This window comes from Dietzia sp. NPDC055877 (assembly GCF_053615975.1).
On sequence record NZ_JBSHCV010000013.1, the window covers coordinates 43,151 to 62,700 of the forward strand.

Annotated in this window: 19 protein-coding genes; 12 read left to right on the plus strand and 7 right to left on the minus strand. The window is 69.6% G+C overall.

The features are described 5' to 3' along the window. Window positions 1–33 precede the first annotated feature (33 nt). Window positions 34–1,521 (plus strand): DUF222 domain-containing protein, encoded by a 1,488-nt coding sequence (locus ACWGLC_RS13155; RefSeq protein ID WP_452100305.1) that lies wholly within the window; start codon window positions 34–36, stop codon window positions 1,519–1,521. A 25-nt stretch (window positions 1,522–1,546) separates the two neighbouring features. On the opposite strand, the gene ACWGLC_RS13160 is transcribed toward ACWGLC_RS13155, so the two are convergent. Continuing rightward, complete coding sequence (locus ACWGLC_RS13160) at window positions 1,547–2,569, minus strand: nuclease-related domain-containing protein (RefSeq protein ID WP_452100306.1); 1,023 nt, start codon at window positions 2,567–2,569, stop codon at window positions 1,547–1,549. 246 nt (window positions 2,570–2,815) lie between these two features. Here ACWGLC_RS13160 and ACWGLC_RS13165 point away from each other — a divergent pair, with 246 nt between their 5' ends. Further along, on the plus strand, window positions 2,816–4,066 hold the full coding sequence (locus ACWGLC_RS13165; protein ID WP_452100307.1) for an LLM class flavin-dependent oxidoreductase: 1,251 nt from the start codon (window positions 2,816–2,818) through the stop codon (window positions 4,064–4,066). Further along, window positions 4,063–4,764, plus strand: coding sequence for a CE1759 family FMN reductase (locus ACWGLC_RS13170; RefSeq protein WP_452100308.1), 702 nt, complete (start codon window positions 4,063–4,065; stop codon window positions 4,762–4,764). Before ACWGLC_RS13165 ends, ACWGLC_RS13170 begins: the two co-directional genes overlap by 4 nt. A gap of 25 nt (window positions 4,765–4,789) precedes the next feature. Here the strand turns inward: ACWGLC_RS13170 and ACWGLC_RS13175 are convergent, their stop codons facing one another. Then, the gene (locus ACWGLC_RS13175) at window positions 4,790–5,104 is read right to left on the minus strand and encodes a hypothetical protein (protein ID WP_452100309.1); all 315 of its coding nucleotides are present in this window, start codon (window positions 5,102–5,104) and stop codon (window positions 4,790–4,792) included. Next, window positions 5,101–6,024, minus strand: coding sequence for a mycothiol conjugate amidase Mca (gene mca, locus ACWGLC_RS13180; RefSeq protein ID WP_452100310.1), 924 nt, complete (start codon window positions 6,022–6,024; stop codon window positions 5,101–5,103). Before mca ends, ACWGLC_RS13175 begins: the two co-directional genes overlap by 4 nt. A gap of 113 nt (window positions 6,025–6,137) precedes the next feature. Here mca and ACWGLC_RS13185 point away from each other — a divergent pair, with 113 nt between their 5' ends. The 6 genes from ACWGLC_RS13185 (at window position 6,138) to ACWGLC_RS13210 (ending at window position 13,373) form a co-directional block, all read left to right on the plus strand. After that, window positions 6,138–6,596 (plus strand): DUF4307 domain-containing protein, encoded by a 459-nt coding sequence (locus ACWGLC_RS13185; RefSeq protein WP_295647548.1) that lies wholly within the window; start codon window positions 6,138–6,140, stop codon window positions 6,594–6,596. 110 nt (window positions 6,597–6,706) lie between these two features. Continuing rightward, entirely contained in the window at window positions 6,707–7,204 is a 498-nt protein-coding gene (greA, locus tag ACWGLC_RS13190) for a transcription elongation factor GreA (protein ID WP_230930698.1), read from the plus strand. 92 nt (window positions 7,205–7,296) lie between these two features. Further along, window positions 7,297–9,525 carry an McrB family protein gene (locus ACWGLC_RS13195; protein ID WP_452100311.1) on the plus strand — a complete coding sequence of 743 codons (2,229 nt, stop codon included), beginning with the start codon at window positions 7,297–7,299 and terminating at the stop codon, window positions 9,523–9,525. Further along, complete coding sequence (locus tag ACWGLC_RS13200) at window positions 9,522–10,952, plus strand: McrC family protein (protein ID WP_452100312.1); 1,431 nt, start codon at window positions 9,522–9,524, stop codon at window positions 10,950–10,952. The genes ACWGLC_RS13195 and ACWGLC_RS13200 overlap by 4 nt, the downstream gene beginning before the upstream one ends. Continuing rightward, window positions 10,949–12,091: an SGNH/GDSL hydrolase family protein gene (locus ACWGLC_RS13205; protein WP_452100313.1), complete on the plus strand. Its 1,143-nt coding sequence runs from the start codon at window positions 10,949–10,951 to the stop codon at window positions 12,089–12,091. The genes ACWGLC_RS13200 and ACWGLC_RS13205 overlap by 4 nt, the downstream gene beginning before the upstream one ends. 61 nt (window positions 12,092–12,152) lie before the next feature. Continuing rightward, window positions 12,153–13,373, plus strand: coding sequence for an acetyl-CoA C-acetyltransferase (locus ACWGLC_RS13210; RefSeq protein WP_230930702.1), 1,221 nt, complete (start codon window positions 12,153–12,155; stop codon window positions 13,371–13,373). A gap of 406 nt (window positions 13,374–13,779) precedes the next feature. Here ACWGLC_RS13210 and ACWGLC_RS13215 read toward each other — a convergent pair whose 3' ends face one another. Continuing rightward, window positions 13,780–14,631 carry a Bax inhibitor-1/YccA family protein gene (locus tag ACWGLC_RS13215; protein WP_452100314.1) on the minus strand — a complete coding sequence of 284 codons (852 nt, stop codon included), beginning with the start codon at window positions 14,629–14,631 and terminating at the stop codon, window positions 13,780–13,782. 254 nt (window positions 14,632–14,885) lie between these two features. Between ACWGLC_RS13215 and ACWGLC_RS13220 the strand changes: the two genes are divergently transcribed. The 3 genes from ACWGLC_RS13220 (at window position 14,886) to ACWGLC_RS13230 (ending at window position 17,437) form a co-directional block, all read left to right on the plus strand. Beyond that, on the plus strand, window positions 14,886–15,641 hold the full coding sequence (locus ACWGLC_RS13220) for a PadR family transcriptional regulator (RefSeq protein ID WP_452100315.1): 756 nt from the start codon (window positions 14,886–14,888) through the stop codon (window positions 15,639–15,641). A 132-nt stretch (window positions 15,642–15,773) separates the two neighbouring features. Continuing rightward, window positions 15,774–17,102 (plus strand): hypothetical protein, encoded by a 1,329-nt coding sequence (locus ACWGLC_RS13225; protein WP_452100316.1) that lies wholly within the window; start codon window positions 15,774–15,776, stop codon window positions 17,100–17,102. A 35-nt stretch (window positions 17,103–17,137) separates the two neighbouring features. Continuing rightward, window positions 17,138–17,437 carry a gamma-glutamylcyclotransferase gene (locus ACWGLC_RS13230; protein WP_452100317.1) on the plus strand — a complete coding sequence of 100 codons (300 nt, stop codon included), beginning with the start codon at window positions 17,138–17,140 and terminating at the stop codon, window positions 17,435–17,437. Here ACWGLC_RS13230 and ACWGLC_RS13235 read toward each other — a convergent pair. The 3 genes from ACWGLC_RS13235 to ACWGLC_RS13245 are packed head-to-tail and all read right to left on the minus strand — an operon-like array spanning window position 17,373 to window position 19,334. Continuing rightward, on the minus strand, window positions 17,373–18,194 hold the full coding sequence (locus ACWGLC_RS13235) for a hypothetical protein (protein ID WP_452100318.1): 822 nt from the start codon (window positions 18,192–18,194) through the stop codon (window positions 17,373–17,375). The two genes, ACWGLC_RS13230 and ACWGLC_RS13235, sit on opposite strands and share 65 nt — an antisense overlap. Continuing rightward, window positions 18,191–18,934: an ABC transporter ATP-binding protein gene (locus ACWGLC_RS13240; protein WP_452100319.1), complete on the minus strand. Its 744-nt coding sequence runs from the start codon at window positions 18,932–18,934 to the stop codon at window positions 18,191–18,193. Before ACWGLC_RS13240 ends, ACWGLC_RS13235 begins: the two co-directional genes overlap by 4 nt. 1 nt (window position 18,935) lies before the next feature. Beyond that, window positions 18,936–19,334, minus strand: a complete 399-nt coding sequence (locus tag ACWGLC_RS13245; RefSeq protein ID WP_452100320.1) for a GntR family transcriptional regulator — start codon at window positions 19,332–19,334, stop codon at window positions 18,936–18,938. Between the last annotated feature and the right edge of the window lie 216 nt (window positions 19,335–19,550).

Below are 19,550 nucleotides of genomic sequence, written 5' to 3' on the forward strand. Positions count from 1 at the left end.
TGTCGCGGTTCGACCGACGAGGAGGCGGTGAGCATGGCCATGACGAGGCCTGGGTCCACCGGCCCGCTCCGCGCAGTCCTGGACCCCGTCGACGAGCTCGATCCCGATGCGGTGAGCGACGCCGCCCGACACGCCACGAAGGCACAGAACCTCGCCGGGGCCACGCGCCTGGAGGCCGCTTTCCGCCTCGTCGAGGCCTTCCGCAGAACCGACGAAGCCGAGAAGACCGCGGCACGTCCGGCGTTCGCCCGACTGGAACCCGCCGACCGCGCCAGGAACGAGTTGTCCGCCGCAATGTGCCTGACCAGCTGGCACGCTGCCCGGCTCGTTTCCGCCGGCATACAGCTCCACACTCGCCTTCGACTTCTCCGCGACTCCGTCTCCCACGGCCTGTTCCCCGAGCAGCTCGCCATCGACACCGCATGCCGACTGGCCGAAGTGCCCGACCGGATCGTGCGTTCCGTGGAATCCGACGTAGTCCGCAGGCTGGGCCGGGCACTCGACGGCGGCAGCAGACCCAGCCGCACCGCCCTGGATGCGATTGTCGATGCGGCGGTGACCAAACATGACCCAGGATCTCGCGAAGACGCGGGCGCCGCCGCTTATGAACAGCGCAAAGTCCGTTTCCGCCCGGGGCCCAACGGCATGACCACCATGTGGGCGAATCTGCCCGCAGCTGATGCCGAGAAGCTCCGCCGTCGGATCGACTCGGCCGCCCAGGCCGCACTGGATGCCCTCCACCCGCGTACCCGGGACCAGCTTCGAGCGGACGCGCTGTGCGCGCTCGGCGACCCCACCACGAATGATGTGTGTGACCCGCTCGGCGACGAGACGACCGGCAGCCCGTGGGCCACCGACTCGCCGGTCCGCATCTCCGTCATCGACGGTCGTGCGCAGGGCCTACCCAACCAGGTCGAGTTCGTCCGAGGCGCGTACGCCAGCTTCGACTGGCTGTGCGAGCAGCTGCTAGCGGGCGGCGACTCGAAGGTGCGCTTCGAGGTGGTCGACCCCGCCCCCGGCGCGCTCGACTCTCCCGACGCGGGCCTGAAGTATGTCATCAGTGCGGCGCTCGCCGAGCGCATCCGTCTTCGTGACGGCACCTGCCGGCACCCGGGTTGCACTGTCGATGCGAAAGACTGCGACGTCGACCATATTCTGGCGTTCGACCAGTTGAACCCCGCCCTAGGCGGCCCGACAGCCGAGTGGAACCTGCTCTGCCTGTGCCGCAAGCACCATCGCGAGAAGACATTCGGTCACAACGCCTACCGACCGGGCCCACTCGGCGAGCTGATCATCATCACAGGCTCCGGACACGAGTACCGAACGCTCCCCGGTGGCCCACTCGCCCGCGCCCGCGACCAGATACTCGAACACCAATGGCGAGAACACGTCGCACACCTCATCGCCGAGGACAACCACGTCACCAATCCCCCGGGAGCCGACCGGCAATACCGCCGGAGCCCCTCATATGGCGCGCCACCCTCCCACGAGGACGTCGGCGGCGATCCCCGCTCCGCTTGAGCGCACACCCACCCGCTCGGCATGCTCAGCGCTGCCACGTGTCCGAACGCCGGGCCACCTCATGGATCGCATCGATCTCCCGCAGCCCCATTCGCCGGGGCTGGGATCGTAGGTACCGGCCGACGCCCCTACGCGGCACCACCACGACCGCGCCATCGGTCGGCTGCGCCCTGACCGTGAACCCGCGGCGGGCGCCCACCACGACGATCAGTCCGGTCACCGGGACCGGGAAGCCGACTCGTTCCGCGAGCATGCACGAAGCCCGCATGGCTTCGTAGCGACTGTTACGTACGTAGGGAACTCTGCGTCCGTTGACCATCACCGTGTCTCCGCCCACCCACACCGCCGCCTTCGGGTGGTGCTTGGCGTTCACTGTGACCACGCCGCCGGGGCCGATCACGATGTGGTCGATATCGGCACCACGGTCCCCGACCCGGACCGCGTGCGGGACTCGCCACTCAGTCCCGACGCGCGAGAGTTGTTCGGCGACCGCCTCCTCGCCATCGGCGCCGATCCGCCAGGCTCGCTCATTCGTGTTCGCATCGACGAGCCGGGCCAACAGGTGGCGCACCCGGCCCTGAGCCCGGCGTTCGGCCAACGCACACTCGCGCGCCGCAGCACCGGCACGCACATCAGCGAGGTCGCGCCAGCTCCTCCCCGGCGGCGTCGGCATTGATGAGACGACACCAGCCGGGGGCGGGCCTTGCCGGGCCTGCGTGTCGGAGGTGTCAAAGGTGTCGAAGTGCTCATCTATCGCTGCTCGCAGCAGCGGCAGGTTCGACATGTCATCGGAGTGGAAACGTCCCGTCTTCATGTCGAGGTAGCCCAGATCAGTGCCACCGGGAGTGGCGGCGTACAACCTGTCGTGCCCGAAACGGGCCCACCGGCGAACGATCCACTCCGTCACGAGGTCTCCCCCTCGTCGCACGCCGAGGTCGTCGAGATAGTCAGATAATGCCCGATCATCGGTTGTCCTTTGCCAGTTCATCCGGCAGCTGGAGAACCCGGGCGGGGTGAGGGCGACGAAGACGGCGCGGAGGCGCTGCACGCGCACTCGAGAGGGAGGGGACGCCCGAGGACTCGCGCTACATGAGGGGTTCGTGGCCGCGCCGGGGCGCCAGCACGGCCGCCAACAGCATAGATGACCCGTTTCTCGGCCGGACGGAGTTCCGGAGCGCAAGCCATTAGGTGACCGGGAATACCAGACCGGGTCCTTTTGTTTGACATGTCAGCAAGTTAGAATAGGGCCGACGCCCCAGGCAGATCACGACAGACCAAACGAGAGGCCATCACCATGCAGTTCGGAGTCTTCAGCATCGCCGACATCACGCCGGACCCGCTGACAGGCGAGATACCCACCGAGCACGAGCGATTGGAGGCGATGGTCGAGTACGCGGTACAGGCGGAGCAGGTCGGACTGGACGTCTTCGCGCTGGGCGAGCACCACAACCCGCCGTTCGTCACGTCCTCCCCCACCACGACGCTCGGCTACATCGCGGGCAGGACCTCCGAGATCATCCTCTCGACGGCCACCACGCTGATCACCACCAACGACCCGGTGAAGATCGCCGAGGACTACGCCATGCTCCAGCACCTGGCCGGCGGCCGGGTGGACCTGACGATGGGCCGCGGCAACACCGGCCCGGTGTACCCGTGGTTCGGCCAGGACATCCGCCAGGGCCTGCCGCTGGCCATCGAGAACTACGAACTGCTCCACCGACTCTGGAACGAGGACGTCGTGGACTGGGAGGGCAAGTTCCGCACGCCGCTCCAGCAGTTCACCTCGACCCCGCGCCCGCTCGACGGCGTGGCCCCGTTTGTGTGGCACGGCTCGATCCGCTCCCCGCAGATCGCCGAGCAGGCCGCCTTCTACGGTGACGGCTTCTTCCACAACAACATCTTCTGGCCGATCAGCCACACCAAGCAGATGGTCGAGCTGTACCGCCGCCGCTACGAGCACTACGGCCACGGCTCCGCCGACCAGGCGATCGTCGGCCTGGGCGGGCAGTTCTTCGCCCGCGCGAACAGCCAGGACGCCGTCAACGAGTTCCGCCCCTACTTCGACAACGCCCCCGTCTACGGCCACGGCCCGTCGCTGGAGGACTTCACCGCACAGACCCCGCTCACGGTGGGCTCGCCGCAGCAGATCATCGACCGCTACATGACGATGCGCGAGCACGTCGGCGACTATCAGCGCCAGATGTTCCTGGTCGACCACGCCGGCCTGCCGCGGAAGACGGTCCTCGAGCAGATCGAGATCCTCGGCACCGAGATCGTGCCCGTACTGCGCCGCGAGCTGGACGCCCTGCGCCCGGCCCACGTGCCGGACGGACCCACCCACGCCGGCCGGGTCGCCGCCCGCGACGCCGAACTGGCCGCGTCCGGCGAGCCCGCCTACAACGACGCCTACCGCTTCGGCACCGGCGACAACTGGACGGGCCTGACCGTCGAGGGCGGTCAACGCGCCCAGGAGCAGTCCCTGGCCCGCGACCGCCGCAACCAGACCCGCCTCGAGCAGTCGCAGGCCGGGAAGGAGAACAAGTGAACACCCACGCCACCAACCCCGCCGGCGAACGGCCGCTGAACCTCGTCGTCGTCGCCGCAGGGACCTCGGTGCCCTCCAGCACCAGGATGCTCGCCGACCAGCTCACCAAGGCCACCCGTGACGCGCTGGCGCGGCACGGCCAGGACGTCCACGTGACGGTCCTGGAGGTGCGGGAGCTCGCGCACGAGATCGTCGACGCCACCTTCACGCGGTTCCCCGGCGACAAACTCAAGGTCGCAGTGGAGGAGATCGGACGCGCCGACGGCGTGATCGCGGTGACGCCGACCTACAACCAGTCGTACTCGGGCCTGTTCAAGGCACTGTTCGACGTGATCGAACCCGGCACCCTCACCGGCGTCCCCGTGGCGCTCGGCGCGACCGGCGGCACCGCGCGACACTCGCTGGCGATCGACTACGCGCTGCGGCCGATGTTCGCCTATCTCAAGGCCGACGTCGTGCCCACCACGGTGTTCGCCGCGAGCGAGGACTTCGGCGCGGTGACCACCGCCGCCGACGAGAACTCGCTGGCCTCCCGGACGGCGCGCGTCGGAACCGAGTTGGGTGACTACATGTTGCGCTTCGCCGGCGTGACGGCCGGCGCCGTGGCACCCACCCGCGCCGACGCGGGCCGGGGACGAAGGACCGACGACGACGAGTTCGGCGACTTCGTGCCCATGGGAGATCTGTTGGGCCGCTGATCAGGTCAGCGACACGGGGCGGGGCTCAGGAGCGATCCTGGACCTCGTCGCCTTCCACACCGGCACGGTCCGTGCCCTCGTCGGCGAGCTGATCCGCCTCCGGGTGCTCGGCGTCGAAACTCTCCGGCAGACCCTTGATGTGCTTGTTCATGTTGCGGATCAGCAGGATCGTGGCGATCAGCAGGAGCAGTACCACCGGGATGCCGATCGGCGACGCCTTACCGAACTCCGGTCCGAGCGGGTTGTCGTTGTACCCAGGCGTGCCCGGCGACTGGTTCTGCGCCAGCACCATCGCCGACTCGTACGCCAGAATCTGGACTTCGGGCCCCAGGGTGATCATCGCGGGTCCTCACTCGTGCTCGGTCCGACTGGCAGGTCGACGTGCGGGTCGACGCCCTCGAACAGGTCTGCCTCGTATTGTCCCTCACCGAGCTCCGGCGAGCCCACCCGGCTGGCGGCCAGCTCGAACTCCTCGGTCGGCCAGACCCGCTGCTGCATCTCCACCGGGGCCGCGAAGAACCAGCCGTTGGGGTCGATCTGGGTGGCATGCGCCAGCAGCGCCGAGTTTCGCTGTTCGAAGTAGCCCGCACACTCCACGCGCGTGGTGACCCGCTCCATGATGTCCGGGCGGTCGCCCCAGCGGGACAGGAACTCCTCGAAGTGGCGGACCCCGTCCCGGGCGTACAGCTCGTCGTCCAGCAACTGCAGGCGGCTCTTGGGGAAGCCGTGCGTGTAATAGACCTTGGCGATCGCCCACGGGTCGCCGGCCTCCGAATAGCGGGTGGGATCGGCGGCGGCCTCGTAGGCGGCCATCGATGCTGAATGCACCTTCAGATGATCCGGGTGGGGATACCCACCGTTCTCGTCGTAGGTGATCATCACGTGCGGCCGGAACTCCCGGATCCTGCGGACCAGGGCCCCGGTCGCCTCGTCGTCGTCGACCAGGGCGAAACATCCCTCGGGCAGCGGCGGCAGGGGGTCGCCCTCGGGCAACCCCGAGTCCACGAACCCCAACCAGTGGTGGTCGACGCCCAGGATGTCGGCCGCGCGCGCCATCTCGCGGCGCCGCACGGCAGGTAGGTCCGCGGTGATGTCCGGGCGGTCCATCGCCGGGTTGAGGATGTCGCCACGCTCACCCCCGGTGCAGGTCTCCACCAGGACGCGGACACCCTCGGCCGCGTACCTGGCCATGGTCGCGGCCCCCTTGGACGCCTCGTCGTCGGGATGGGCGTGAACCGCCATCAGCCGGAGACCGGCCATCGTGGCACCTGCCGTTCTGTGCTCGCGCTAGTGTGACCGCCCCATTCTAGGGTCGTCCGCGCCGGAGATGCCCCCGGGCGGCCCCGCCGACCCGCCCCCGATAGCCTGGGGGCATGAGTGAGCCGAGGTCGGACGCCACGTCGCCGCGTCCCCCTGCCCTCCCCGAGGGGCGATATGACGGGGTCGACGAGCGGTCCGGGTTCATGGGCAAGGTCGTCGCCGGGTTCCTCGTGGCGCTCGTCCTCGCGCTCCTGGTGGCCGGTGGGTTCACCATCTACCGCCTCAACGCCACGCCCTCCATCACCAGCGAGGTGATCGGCGTCGAGGTGATCGACGAGCAGTCCATGCGCATGTCGATGACCGTCACCCGCGACGAGCCGGGCGAGGCCGCATACTGCATCGTCCGCGCGCAGGACCAGTCCAAGGGCGAACTCGGCCGCCGCGAGGTCTACGTCCCCCCCTCCGACAACGGCACCGTGCAGGTCGATGCCGAGATCGCCACGACCGGGCGCGCGTACATGGGCGACGTGTACGGGTGTGGCAACGACATCCCCGACTACCTGCGGCGCTAGCCTGTTGGGCGACCGGCCCTGTGTTAGCATCGGTTGCATCAGCACGGCTCCCTTTGGCGGGGCCGTGTTTTTCTTACCTGCACGGCGAAACACAGATTGGAGTGCGCCCCATGGCGAACGACACCCAGGTCCACTGGCTGACCCAGGACTCGTACGACCGCCTCTCGGCCGAGAAGGAGGCGCTCATCGCGAACCGCCCCCTGATCGCCGCCGAGATCAACGAGCGGCGCGAGGAGGGCGACCTCAAGGAGAACGCCGGCTACCACGCCGCGCGCGAACAGCAGGGCCAGGAAGAGGCCCGGATCCGCACGATCGACGACCTGCTGGCCAACGCCCAGGTCGGTGAGGCCCCCACCGAGTCCGGCGTCGCACTCATCGGATCCGTCGTCCGCGCCTACTACAACGGCAACGAGGACACCAAGGAGACCTTCCTCATCGGCACCCGCGGTGAGGGCTCCGGCAAGGACGACCTGGAGATCTACTCCCCGGAGTCGCCGCTCGGCAAGAACATCCTCGGCGCCAAGGTCGGCGAGACCCGCGAGTACACCGCACCCAACGGCAAGACCGTGTCCGTCACCGTCGTGACCGCGGAGCCGTACCAGAGCTGACGGTCTCCGACCGCCTCCCGGTGGTAGGTTTTCCACGAATGTCGGGCCGGATTATCGGACCCGATTCCGCGCCGGTGTAGCAGGAGTTCCACGTGTCAGACGGTTCCCACGACAGGCCCCTCGGCCCCGCGCCGAAGATCGAAGCGGCGGCCGGGCGGGTTCTGGGTCCGGCGCTGCGCACAGGCCAGTCGCCGTTCGAGGAAGACCTGTACACGTGGACCCCCGAGGTCGCAGAGGAGCTCGCCCGCCGACTCGACGCCGATCCGGACGAGTCGGCGGGCGAGTCCATGCGCTCCCCCGTCATGCAGGCGCTGCACGACCAGCTCGAGGGCGCGCCACGGCCCGTCGTGCTGCTGGCCGCCGAGCTGCTCTACATCCAACAGTTGCCGCTGTCCACGGTGACTGCCCGCCTCAAGCGTGGACGTGTCCGCGACGTCCTGTCGTGGACCGAGAACCCCCCGGAGATCCCCGCGGACCTGGACGAGGTACTCACCGAGCGGGGCCCGCTGACCGGCGGGCTGGGCTTCAACGTCCAGATGCGCGAGCACCTGCGTTGGCTGTGCTCGTTCATCATCCACTGGGCGGAGCTCGACGCCTCGGTGCGCGACGCCGCGCTCAGCGACCCGTGGGAGTTCCAGCGCGCCGCCCGCTCCACTCCCGGCGACTGGCGGGCGATCCGTTACAGCCTGCAGTATCTCGTGTGGCCGGGCCACTTCCAGCCGATCGTCAAGCACGAGCACAAGACCCGCATCCGCGATGCCTTCGCCGACCTCATCAGCGGCCCGTCCGGGATCGACGAGCTGGACATCGATCAGGACCTGCACCGGATCTCCGAGGTCCTGTCCGCCCAGCTCGGCCAGCCGGTCGACTGGTACCGGGGTTCGGTGGCCAACCAGTGGCAGCGGCACCGCGACGACCACTCGCGGCGGGCGTGGCTCGTGCGCCCGGGCCGCGGCGGGGTCGGGCAGGCCGGCCAGTGGGTAACGCAGAACCGCATCGCCCTGCCCGCCTCCCATCTCCCGCGGATCCCGGCCCACGCCAGCCGCCTCGAGGTCTCCCAGGCAGTCGAGCAGGGGTACCCGCACCTCGACTACCAGGCCCGTTTCCAGCTCACCGCCGAACTGCACACCTTCCTGTCCCGGATGAGCCCGCAGGACGTGGTGGCCACCGTCGCCGACGCCCGGCTGCAGCTGGGCACGCTGACCGACGATCTCGGTTACGTGGAGGACGGCGGCCAGCAACTCGAGCGGTCGGTGCTGTGGAGCGAGGTCACCCTCGACCTCGACTCGCTGCCCAGCCCGCTGTCGGAGTTGATCGGCGAACCCGGAACCGTCGTGGACCTCACCGACGGGCTCGACGCGCTGCTGTCGGCCATGCACCCGGGGAGCCACTCCTCCGAGTCCGCGATCGCCGAGGCTCCCGCCGCCGGCGCCGTGCCCACACTGCCCGCGGTGACCGACGAGTTGGCCGACGGTCTGCACATGCCCCGCGAGGAGCTGCAGGAGATCGTCGACACCCTGCAGTCGCGGCAACAGATCGTGTTCTACGGCCCGCCCGGCACCGGTAAGACCTACCTCGCCCAGGAGCTGGCCCGTTTCCTGGCGGGTGCCGACGACCCGAGCCGGGTCCAGCTGGTGCAGTTCCACCCCAGCTACGCCTACGAGGACTTCTTCGAGGGCTACCGCCCCACGCTCACCGGGTCCGGCCAGCCGGGCTTCGCACTGCAGGCGGGCCCGCTGCGCCGGCAGGCCGCGCGTGCGACGTCCGAGTCCGGGCGGGACCACCCGAGCTTCCTCATCATCGACGAGATGAACCGCGCGGACCTGGCGCGCGTGTTCGGCGAGATGTACTTCCTGCTCGAGTACCGCGACCGCACCGTGTTGCCGCAGTACAGCCCGGACACCTCGTTCCGGCTGCCGCGCAACCTGTTCATCATCGGCACCATGAACACCGCCGACCGGTCCATCGCGATGGTCGACGCCGCCATCCGCCGTCGGTTCGCGTTCATGGAACTGCACCCCGACACCCCGCCGGTCGCGGGCGTGCTTCGCCGGCACCTCGAGGCGCGCGACGCAAGCACGGAGCCGGCCGACCTGCTCGAGGCGCTCAACTCGGAGATGGACGACTCGGACCGCGACCTGCGCATCGGCCCCTCGTATTTCATGAAGGACGAGGCCACCGAACCCGGAGGCCTGGAGGCCATCTGGCGCTTCGACCTGCTCCCCCTGCTCGAGGAGCACTACTACGGTCGGCTCACCCGCGCGGAGGTCCATGAACGGTTCGGTCTGGCGGCGCTGCGCCGGAAGATCGGCCGGGCATGACCGCACCCTCGACGGGCTCGGCGGCAACGTCTCTGGCCCTCGAGTTCGACGAGTTCGACCGCCGCGGAAAGCTCGTCACCCTGAGCTGGGAGGGTGCCCACCACCTCTCCCAGACGCGACTGGTGGAGGTCCTGCCCGCCGGTCGCGACACCTGGCGTCTGATTCCCAGCGGGGCCGTGGGCTCGGTGCGCGTCGAGGGGCTGTCCGTTCGGGTCATGCCCGCCGCGAGCCTGGGGCTGACCCAGCTGTTCTTCCTCCTGGACCACGCGGCCGACGACGCCTTCCTGCCGTCGGCCGTCCAGGCACGTGACGACGACGAGCTGTGGGTCTCCGTCGCCGAGTCCATGGCCCGGTTGGCGCACCAGGCATTGGCTCCCGGACTGCTGCGCGGGTACCGCCGCGTCGACGAGTCGCTCACGACCGTGCGGGGGCGGATCCGCCTGGGCGACCAGATCCGCCGCCGGCCGGGCATGACCATCCCGCTCGAGGTCTCGTACTCGGAGTTCACCCCGGACATCGCCGAGAACCGGATTCTGCGCACCGCCGCGCATCGACTGCAGTTCCTGCCGGACCTGCCGGACAACACCCGGCGCCGCCTGGCGATGGTCGACGCCCGCCTGGCCGACGCCTCGCTCATCCCACAGGGCGCGCCGGTGCCCGCCTGGACACCGTCGCGGCTCAACGCCCGCTACCAGGACGCACTCGCGCTGGCGGACCGGATCGTTCGACGTATCTCGGTGGAGGTCGAGGACGGGCACGCCTCCTCGGCCGCGTTCGTGACCGAGATGCCGGCCCTGTTCGAGCGTTTCGTGGAATCCGAGTTGACCGCCGCGCTGCACGGTCACGGTGGTCGTCTGCTGCAGAACCCCGTCGTCGACCTGTCGTCCGGAACCGAGGCGGGCCCCGACGACACGGGCGAGGCCGAGGACGGAACCGACGACGACAGCGCGGGACGCCACCGCGCCGCCCCCGGCCGACACCGCGCGCCCGCCGACGACGGCGACCACATCTCCGTGCGCACCGGCCTGGTCTACGAGGTCGACGGTGACCCGGTCACCACGTTCGTCGCCACCTACCCCACCGACCGGCGCGCCCGCGCCGCCGAGCACTACCGGCTTCTGGCCGCCTGTACCGCACTCGGCGTGGACCGGGCCTACCTTATCTACCCGGCGCAGCGCCGCGACGACGCTCCACAGCCGCGGCGGATCGTCCACACCGACATCTCGATCGTCGAATACCCCGTCGACCTGTCCGGAGGGCCCGCGCAGAGCCGCCGGGCTATCGTCGAACTGGCACAGCAGGCCCGGGCGCTCGCGGCCACACCGGCGGCCCCGGCCGCGCGCCACCGCACCGGAGCGCGGCACCACACCGCGGTCCGCCACCACACCGCGACCCAGAACCGCGAGGGGAGACGACACGCGCGATGAGCGAGACCGACGATCCGGCCCGCCGCCTCGTGGTGAGCCTCGCGCTGGTGGCCGTGGGGACGGTCGGCGTCTACCGCGGCGCCTACGAGGTCCTGGCGCAGCAGGCGCGGATCGCACGCCGCGTGATCCCCAAGCCCACCGGTCGCCCCTTCGGGGGCGACGGTCTCTACCGACCCGGCGCCGCGACGCCGGAGCCGTGGCGGCCCGGCATGGAGTGCGACGTCCACATGATGGTGTTCGGCGACTCGCTCGCCGCCGGCCTGGGCGCCGACTCGGCCGCCGAGCTGCCCGGCGTGCTGATCGCGCGCGGCCTGGCCGAGGAATCAGGCCTGAACGTGCGGCTGAGCATCAAGGCGATCGTCGGCGCCACCTCCAAGGGCCTGCCCGGCCAGGTCGAGGCCATGCAGATCGCCCACGGCGACCCGGACATCTCCGTGATCCTCATCGGCGGCAACGACATCACCGCACGCAACGGGATCGGCCCGTCGGCGCGGCGCGTCGGTGAGGCCGTGCACGCGCTACGCGAGGGGGGCTCACACGTGGTGGTGGGCACCTGCCCCGACCTGGGGATCATCAAGCCGGTCCCCCAGCCGCTGCGTTCGGTCATGGCCACCCTCAGCCGGCGACTGGCGTCCGCGCAGGCCGTCCAGGTACGCAAGGCCGGCGGCGTGCCCGTGTCCCTGGCCCAGACCCTGGCGCCCGAGTTCCACCGACGCGGCGAGAGCCTGTTCTCCCCCGATCGCTTCCACCCCAACTCCGCCGGTTACGAACTCTCCGCCGGCCTGCTGCTGCCCGCGGTGTGCGTGGCGCTCGGCGTGTGGGACGAGGCGCCCGAGGAGTCGGCGCCGCAGGGCGCCGGGGAGGCCGCCGCGGCGCTGGACGAGACCGAGGCCGCCGCCGAGGTCGGCCCGCACCGCGACTCCGTGGTCGCCCGGCTCACCACGCGTCTGACCGACTTCGTCCGCAACCACGAGGACGCGGAAGGTCAGGACGAGAACACGTTCCTGCATAATGAGAACGTGGACGGCGACCCGGAGAACACGGGGGACGCCCGCGAGGCCGCGGACACCCTCCGACGCCGGAGCCGCATCCTCAGGTTGGCCCGCCCCGCGCGGGAGGACCCTGGTCCCGCAGACTGACCCGACCGCACGGTGCTCTCACCAGATACAGAGCACTCACCTGACAAAGAAGGAGCCTTCCATGCCGGAAGCCGTGATCGTCTCTTACGCCCGTTCCCCCATCGGGCGCGCCAACAAGGGTTCCCTCGTGGGCATCCGCTCGGATGACCTCACCGCCCAGATGGTCAAGGCGGCCCTGGCCAAGGTGCCCGAGCTCGACCCCACCCAGATCGACGACCTGATGCTGGGCAACGGTCTGCCCGGCGGCCAGCAGGGCTTCAACATGGCCCGCGTCGTCTCGGTGCTCGCCGGCATGGACACCGTCCCCGGCACCACCGTCAACCGCTACTGCTCGTCGTCGCTGCAGACCACCCGTATGGCGCTGCACGCGATCAAGGCCGGCGAGGGCGACGTGTTCATCTCCGCCGGTGTGGAGACCGTCTCCAACTTCCAGTACGGCACCTCGGACCACATCCCGAACACCCACAACCCGATCTTCGCCGACGCCGAGGCCCGCACCGCCAAGCGCGCCGAGGGTGGCGCCGACGTGTGGACCGACCCGCGCGACCAGGGCATCCTGCCGGACGTCTACATCCCGATGGGCCAGACCGCCGAGAACGTCGCGCAGATCACCGGCATCACCCGCGAGGAGCAGGACCACTGGGGCGTGCGGTCGCAGAACCGCGCCGTCGAGGCCGTCGAGCGTGGCCACTTCGCCAACGAGATCACCCCGGTGACCATGCCCGACGGCACCGTCGTCACCGCTGACGACGGCCCGCGGCCCGGCACCACCTACGAGAAGATCTCGCAGCTCAAGCCGGTCTTCCGTCCCGACGGCACCGTCGCGGCCGGCAACTGCTGCCCGCTCAACGACGGCGCCGCCGCCCTGGTGATCATGTCCGACACCAAGGCCAAGGAGCTCGGTCTCACCCCGCTCGCGCGCGTCGTCTCCACCGGCGTGTCCGGCCTGTCGCCGGAGATCATGGGCCTCGGGCCGATCCAGGCCGTCAAGAACGCCCTGAAGATCGCCGGCAAGCAGATCTCCGACATCGACCTGTTCGAGATCAACGAGGCGTTCGCCGTACAGGTGCTCGGCTCGGCCCGTGAGCTCGGCATCGAGGAGGACAAGCTCAACGTCAACGGTGGCGCCATCGCGCTGGGCCACCCGTTCGGCATGACCGGCGCCCGCATCACCGCGTCGCTCATCAACAACCTGCAGGCCGAGGACAAGCAGTTCGGCGTCGAGACCATGTGTGTCGGCGGTGGCCAGGGCATGGCGATGGTGCTCGAGCGCCTCAGCTGATCCCCAGCGCGGCGGGCAACGTGCGACCCGCCATCGCGAAGAGCGTTCCGCTCACGCCCTCTCGGGAAACGTGAGCGGAACGCTCTTTTCGTTGTATCGAACTGCTGCCGGCCACGCTGAGCGCGGTACATGACAGCGGCCCCCGCTCCCTGTCTCGAGGGGGCCGGGGCCGCTCCCCTCGACCGTCGGCCGTCGGCCGCGGTGCCATCAGCCGCAGTGCCGTCAGCCGCGCTGCCGACGCCACCCGTGAGACGCAGCCGAAGCACCAGGCCACCGGTCGAACCCAAGGCCTCCCGTGAAACGGCGCACGGCCTCGGCTCCCTGATGGGGGCCGAGGCCGTGCGGTTTCAGTCCGGGGTGAGGCGGGCCCCGGGTGGGGCCTCGGCGTTCCCGGACGCGTACGAGGTCAGTCGCGGAAGTAGCTCATCAGGCGCAGGATCTCGATGTACAGCCAGACCAGGGTCACGGCCAGACCGAGGGCGACGCCCCAGGCCATCTTCGCCGGGGCGCCGGCGCGCACGAGGCGGTCGGCATTGTCGAAGTCCATCAGGAAGCTGAACGCGGCGAGGCCGATGCACACCAGCGAGAAGATGATCGCGATGGTGCCGCCGTCACGCAGCGGGTTGAAGCCGAAGAACATCGCGCCGACGAAGTTGCCGAGCATGAGTACCAGGACGCCGATGATCGCGGCGGTCATGAAGCGCGTGAACTTGGGGGTCACGCGGACGGCGCCGGTCTTGTAGACGAACAGCATGCCGGCGAACACGCCGAACGTGCCGAGCACGGCCTGGCCGATCACGACCCCGGCGCTGGCACCCGCGATGTTCATGGTGAACACGTGCGAGACGGCGCCGATGAACAGACCTTCGAACGCTGCGTAGACCAGGGTGACGGGCGCCGAGTCCATCTTGCGGCCGAAGGTGGCGACCAGAACGGTGATGAACCCGCCGATGCCGCCGACGAGCAGCAGCGGCATGGCCAATCCCGCCGAGATCGACAGCCAGTAGGCGATGATGCCGATCACGCCGATGACGCCCAGGGTGATCCCGGTCTTGGAAACGACGTCGTCGATCGTCATGGGGCGGTCGTCGGTGGCGAACTGCGGCTGCTGTGCCGCGTAGCCGGGCTGCGCGCCGAAGCCCTGCTGGCCATACTGACCCTGCTGGAAGGCGGCCTGCCCGGCGCCACCGAACTGTGTGGCGCCCTTGGCGCTCGACTCTGACAGTGAGCTGAAGACCGGGTTGCTGCTCTTGCGCATCGGGGTCCCTTCGGGTGTGTCGGGGGAGGTCGGTTGTCGAGAGGCCCCGCCGGGATACCGACGAATCACTCGTAGTTGGTTAACGCACGGTCATCGTTGCTTGTTCCCGCAGGCGGATACTGTCCTGTCCATCCCGGGAACCAATCCCACTGACGTCAGTTAACGATATGTCGTTGACATTCTTCTAGATGTCGTTGATACTCGTATCCAGCCGGGTGCCATCAGGGCACCCAGAACACGAGAGGAGACGTTCGATGCGAAGCAACGACGTCATGTTCAACCCGGAGGGCTTCGGCCCGTCCGGACACGGCGATGGAGGCGGATTCGCCGGCCACCGCCGGGGCGGCCACCCGCGCCGCGGCGGCCGTGGCCATGGCCACGGGCGGCCGCACGGCCACGGTGAGCACGGGGGCCCCGGCGGCCCCTTCGGCCCCGGTGGGCCATTCGGCCCGGGCGGGCCGTTCGGTCCCGGCGGGCCGTTCGGACCCGAAGGCCCCTTCGGTGGGGCGGGCCGGTTCGGGGAGGGCCACGGTGGGCGGCGCGGGCCGTCCCGGCGACGGCGCCGCGGAGACGTCCGCCATGGCACCCTGCTACTCCTCGCGGAGGGCCCCATGAACGGCTACGGCATCATCCGCCAGCTCGCGGAGCGTAGCGGCGGAACCTGGCGCCCCAGCTCCGGAGCGGTGTACCCGGCCCTCGCCCTCCTCGAGGACGAGGGACTGATCGGCCCCGCCGAGGACGCAGGGCCCAAGCACTACCAGCTCACCGATGCCGGCCGGGCCGAGATTGACGAGCTGGCGGACCGCCCGGCCCCCTGGGACGACGCCACGGAGGAGGCCGCTTCGCGGCTCGGCGGGAATGCCGAGTTGTGGAAGGCCTTCGGCGATGCCGCGATGGCGGTTCGCGCGGTGGCCCAGACGGGCGATGAGGCGATCGGGGCCGCGGCCACCGACGAGCTCGTCGCACTACGCAAGCGGCTCTACGGGCTACTGGCGGACGGCACCGACTGACCGCAGTCCACCGCGCGACCCCACTCTCCGCGACCCAACGCCCCGCGACCGCCGATCTCGCGCGAACAGAGCCACAGCACCCACCGCATGGGATATATGTGACATCCAACACAGATACGAGGTGGTGGGCACATGGCCGGAGTGACCGGGGTGTGGGTGGCGAAGCTCGTCGTCGTCGTCGCGATGGTGGCGACAATCGGAGCCGCGCCGGCGGCGGCCGGGGACCCACCGGTCCCCTACTCGACGCCGGCCGCGGCCTCGCTCGACGTGGTCGAGGACAATCCCCACGGAGAATGGAGTGGCGGCTTCGCTTCGTCCCTGCCGACCGACAGCGCGACGCTGCGGCCGATGCTCGACCGCGCACGCGGGTCGGGAGTCGATCCTGCGCGCTACGCCACGCTCGCGCGCCAGTACTGGCTCGCGGTGGGTGCCGAGAAAGCCGGGATCGACCTACAACACTGGGTGCCCGAGCGCGGGCTCGCCGCCAACCTCGAGAACGTCGACAAGGTGTACGTGAACTACCTGCGGCTGGCGAACTCGCGCGACGACTACTTCTGGACGGGGATGGCCGGGCTCGCGGGGATGTCGTTCGCCGCCGGTTTCTGGGATCTCGAGGAGGTCGGACAGCTGCTCACCGTGCCGGCCGTGCACCAGCTGGGCGCCGCCGTCGGCGGCGCGCTCAACGACCTTCCGTGGGAACTCGCACGCGAGATGCCCGAGGATGTCCGACTGCTGGCCACGGTCGGCCCAACGCTCACCCGCGCGGACATCGACTGGTACCTGCACCGCCTGTTGGTGATGCAGCGACACATCTTCATGGACATGATTCCCGCGCACGAGGCGTACGCCGCCGAGGGGTTGCCCGCCGTCGAGGAGCTCGCGGCGGGCGGGGCCTACGACGGGTACGTGGTCGACGCCTGGCGCATGGTCGACGCCGGCGGTCCTGCGAACCTGGCCGAGGCGCTGGTACGGATGGCGTCGCGCGAGCAGAACCAGATCATCGCCGACCAGTGGGACGCCACCGCGGCGGGCCGCGACGGGAGCACAGCGGCGGGCCGCGACGGGAGCACAGCGGCGGGCCGCGACGCGGTGTTGGGCCGCGACGATGTGGGGCGCGTGCTGACCTACATCACGACCGTCGGGGGCAGCCCCGACATCCCCGGCGCCCGTAGTCTCGGACAGTTTCGGCCACTGACCGTGCAGGCGCAGGTGGACGGGCGGCCGATGACCGTCCACACCCCGCTGCCGGCGTTCAACTGGGCTGACCGCTGGCCGCGCTGGGAGTACATCGAGCAGGACCTCGTACCGCGCTATCGCGAGTTGGTCCAGGACCGGCCCGCCGAGGCTAAGCAGGTGCTCGGCGTGGTGTTCCGCGAGCGGGCCGAGCAGAACCGGATCCTGCGGCGACTTCCGGAGTTCCTCACCGAGATGACCAGCGGCTGGGCGGTGGTGGCAGAGTGATCGCAACGGTCGGCCTGCAATAGGAGAAGACCCCGATGCCCGAGCAGCTGTTCGTCTACGGAACCCTCGCGCCGGGTCGGCCGAACGCGCACGTCCTGGCTGATGTGCCGGGGGCCCGGCGGCCTGCGACGATCAGCGGTTCACTGTACGACCGCGGACGCCCCGGCAACGCGAAGAGCGTTCCGCACACTTCCCTCTCGGGCGATGCGTGCGGAACGCTCTCGGCGATGACGGGGCCGGCCAGCTCACGGTGGGTCAGCGTAGGTCGAATCAGCGCAGGGCTACCTTGTGATTCCAGGATCGGACCGTGCGCCAGGCGCAGAACACCAGGATGAGCCCCATGGTCGCCAGGAACCCGATGGGCATCGCCTCGCTGTTGGCGGTGCCCACGGTCATCTCGTCCAGAACGTTGAACGAGACCAGGCCCAGGCGGTCGCCCTCCATCCCGATGCCGAGCGGGATCGCGACCATGCCGAGGAGGGACGCCAGCTGCATGCCGACGTAGAGCACGACGAACACCACGATCGGGCCCGCGGCACCCATTCCCGCGAAACGGTTCTCGTGACCGACGGAGACGGCGAAGTAGTAGTAGATCGGCCACACCAGGAACGAGGCGAGCATCAGAACCGCACCCGCGACGATCATCCAGGCGGGCGCGATCTCCGCGAGGTCCGCCATGATGTCGCCGATCACCGCGACCGACGGCGACGTGATACCCGAGGTGATCGCCACGGCCCACCACACGATCCAGCCGAGCAGGGCGGTGAGTATGGCAGCGGCGAGCGAGACGAGCACCGCCCAGAGGAGCTTTGCCCGGAAGATGGTGGCACCGCGCACCGGGATCGACTGCGTGAAGTACCCGGTCCGCCCGTAGCCCGACCGCCAGTAGTCGGCGACGAGCAGGAGTTGGACGCCGGGTACCAGCACGAACACGGCGAGGAAAGCGAGCAGCAGCCCGAGCACGGACAACACCGACCAGCCCGACGCGCCAAGCAGGCTTCCGAGGAGCCCCACCAGGACGGTGATGCCGAAGTACATGCCGAGTGCTCCGCGCGTACGCAGCCACTCGTGCTTGAGCAGTGTGGTGGTCATCGGTACGTCTCCTTGAAGATCTGGTCGAGGCTGGCGGAGTGGTTCTGGCGCAGGTCGTCGGCGTCGCCCTGCAGGAGCACCCGGCCGTGGCGCATCATCACCGCGGCGTCGAGGATCGGCTCGAGGTCGTGCACGAGGTGCGTGGAGATCAGCAGCAGCGAGTCCTCCGAGAGGTTGCGCACGATGCCGTCCACGATCAGGTCGCGCGCGGCCGGGTCGACGCCCGAGATCGGCTCGTCCAGCAGGTAGACGCGGGCGTCGCGGGACATGGCCAGCGCGATCTGCACCTTCTCGCGCATGCCCTTGGACATCTCCTTGAGTCGCGAGGTCTCGCTCAGGCCGAAGAAGCCGATGAGATCGCGCGCCTTCTCGAGCTGGAAGTCTGCGAAGAAGTCGTTGTAGAGGCCCAGGCAGTAGGTCACTCGGGCGGAATCGGGCAGGAAGCTGGTGTCCGGCAGGAAGGACACGAGCGCCTTGGACTCGGGGCCCGGGGCGTGGCCGGCGATGCGCACGTCGCCCGAGTATCCGGACAGCACGCCGGCGAGGATCTTGAGCAGTGTCGTCTTGCCGCAGCCGTTCTCGCCGAGCAGCCCCACGATCCGGCCGGGCCGCAGTGTCATGGTCAGTTCGTCGAGGGCGCGGGTCGGGCCGTAGCTCATCGTCAGGCCGGAGACCTCGATGAGTGCGTCGTGATCGGCGTGGGGGGAAGGGTCGGCGTGGTGGGCGGTGTTCTCGCTCATGTCAGGCTCCTCCGCCATCCGGAATGTCAGTGGTGTGGTGCTCATGGCTGTCCCATCTCTTGTCGAGTAGTGCCCGGGCCTGGTCGTGCGCCATCCGAAGGCCGCGGACGCGGCGGACGAACTCGTCGGCGGCGTCGGTGGCGAGGTCGGCGCGGACCTCGTCGATGCGGGCGTCGTCGTGGGTCACGAACCGCCCGGTGGCCCGCTCGGACCGGCACAGCTCGAGCCGTTCCAGTTCCGCGAGTGCCCGCTGGGCGGTGTTGGGGTTGACGCCGAGGTCGGCCGCCAACTCGCGGACGCCGGGCATCTTCTCGCCCGCCGCCCACTCCCCGGTCACGATGCGCCGCGAGAACTCCCCGACGAGCTGCACCCAGATCGGGGACGAGGTGTCGAAATGCATCGCCGCTCCCCTCCGTGTTGCTGTATTAGGTACTTAATACAGTGACACGAAGGCGGGGCCGAGTCAAGAAGAGAGAAAGAGAAACCGCGACGACGCCGACACCGATGAGGCCGCCGCCCGGACGGTCACCACAGCACGGCTGGCATCGATGTCGGACACGTGGGATAGACAGGGTCCATGCAACCGGCAGATGAAGAAGAGACCCGAATGGCACGG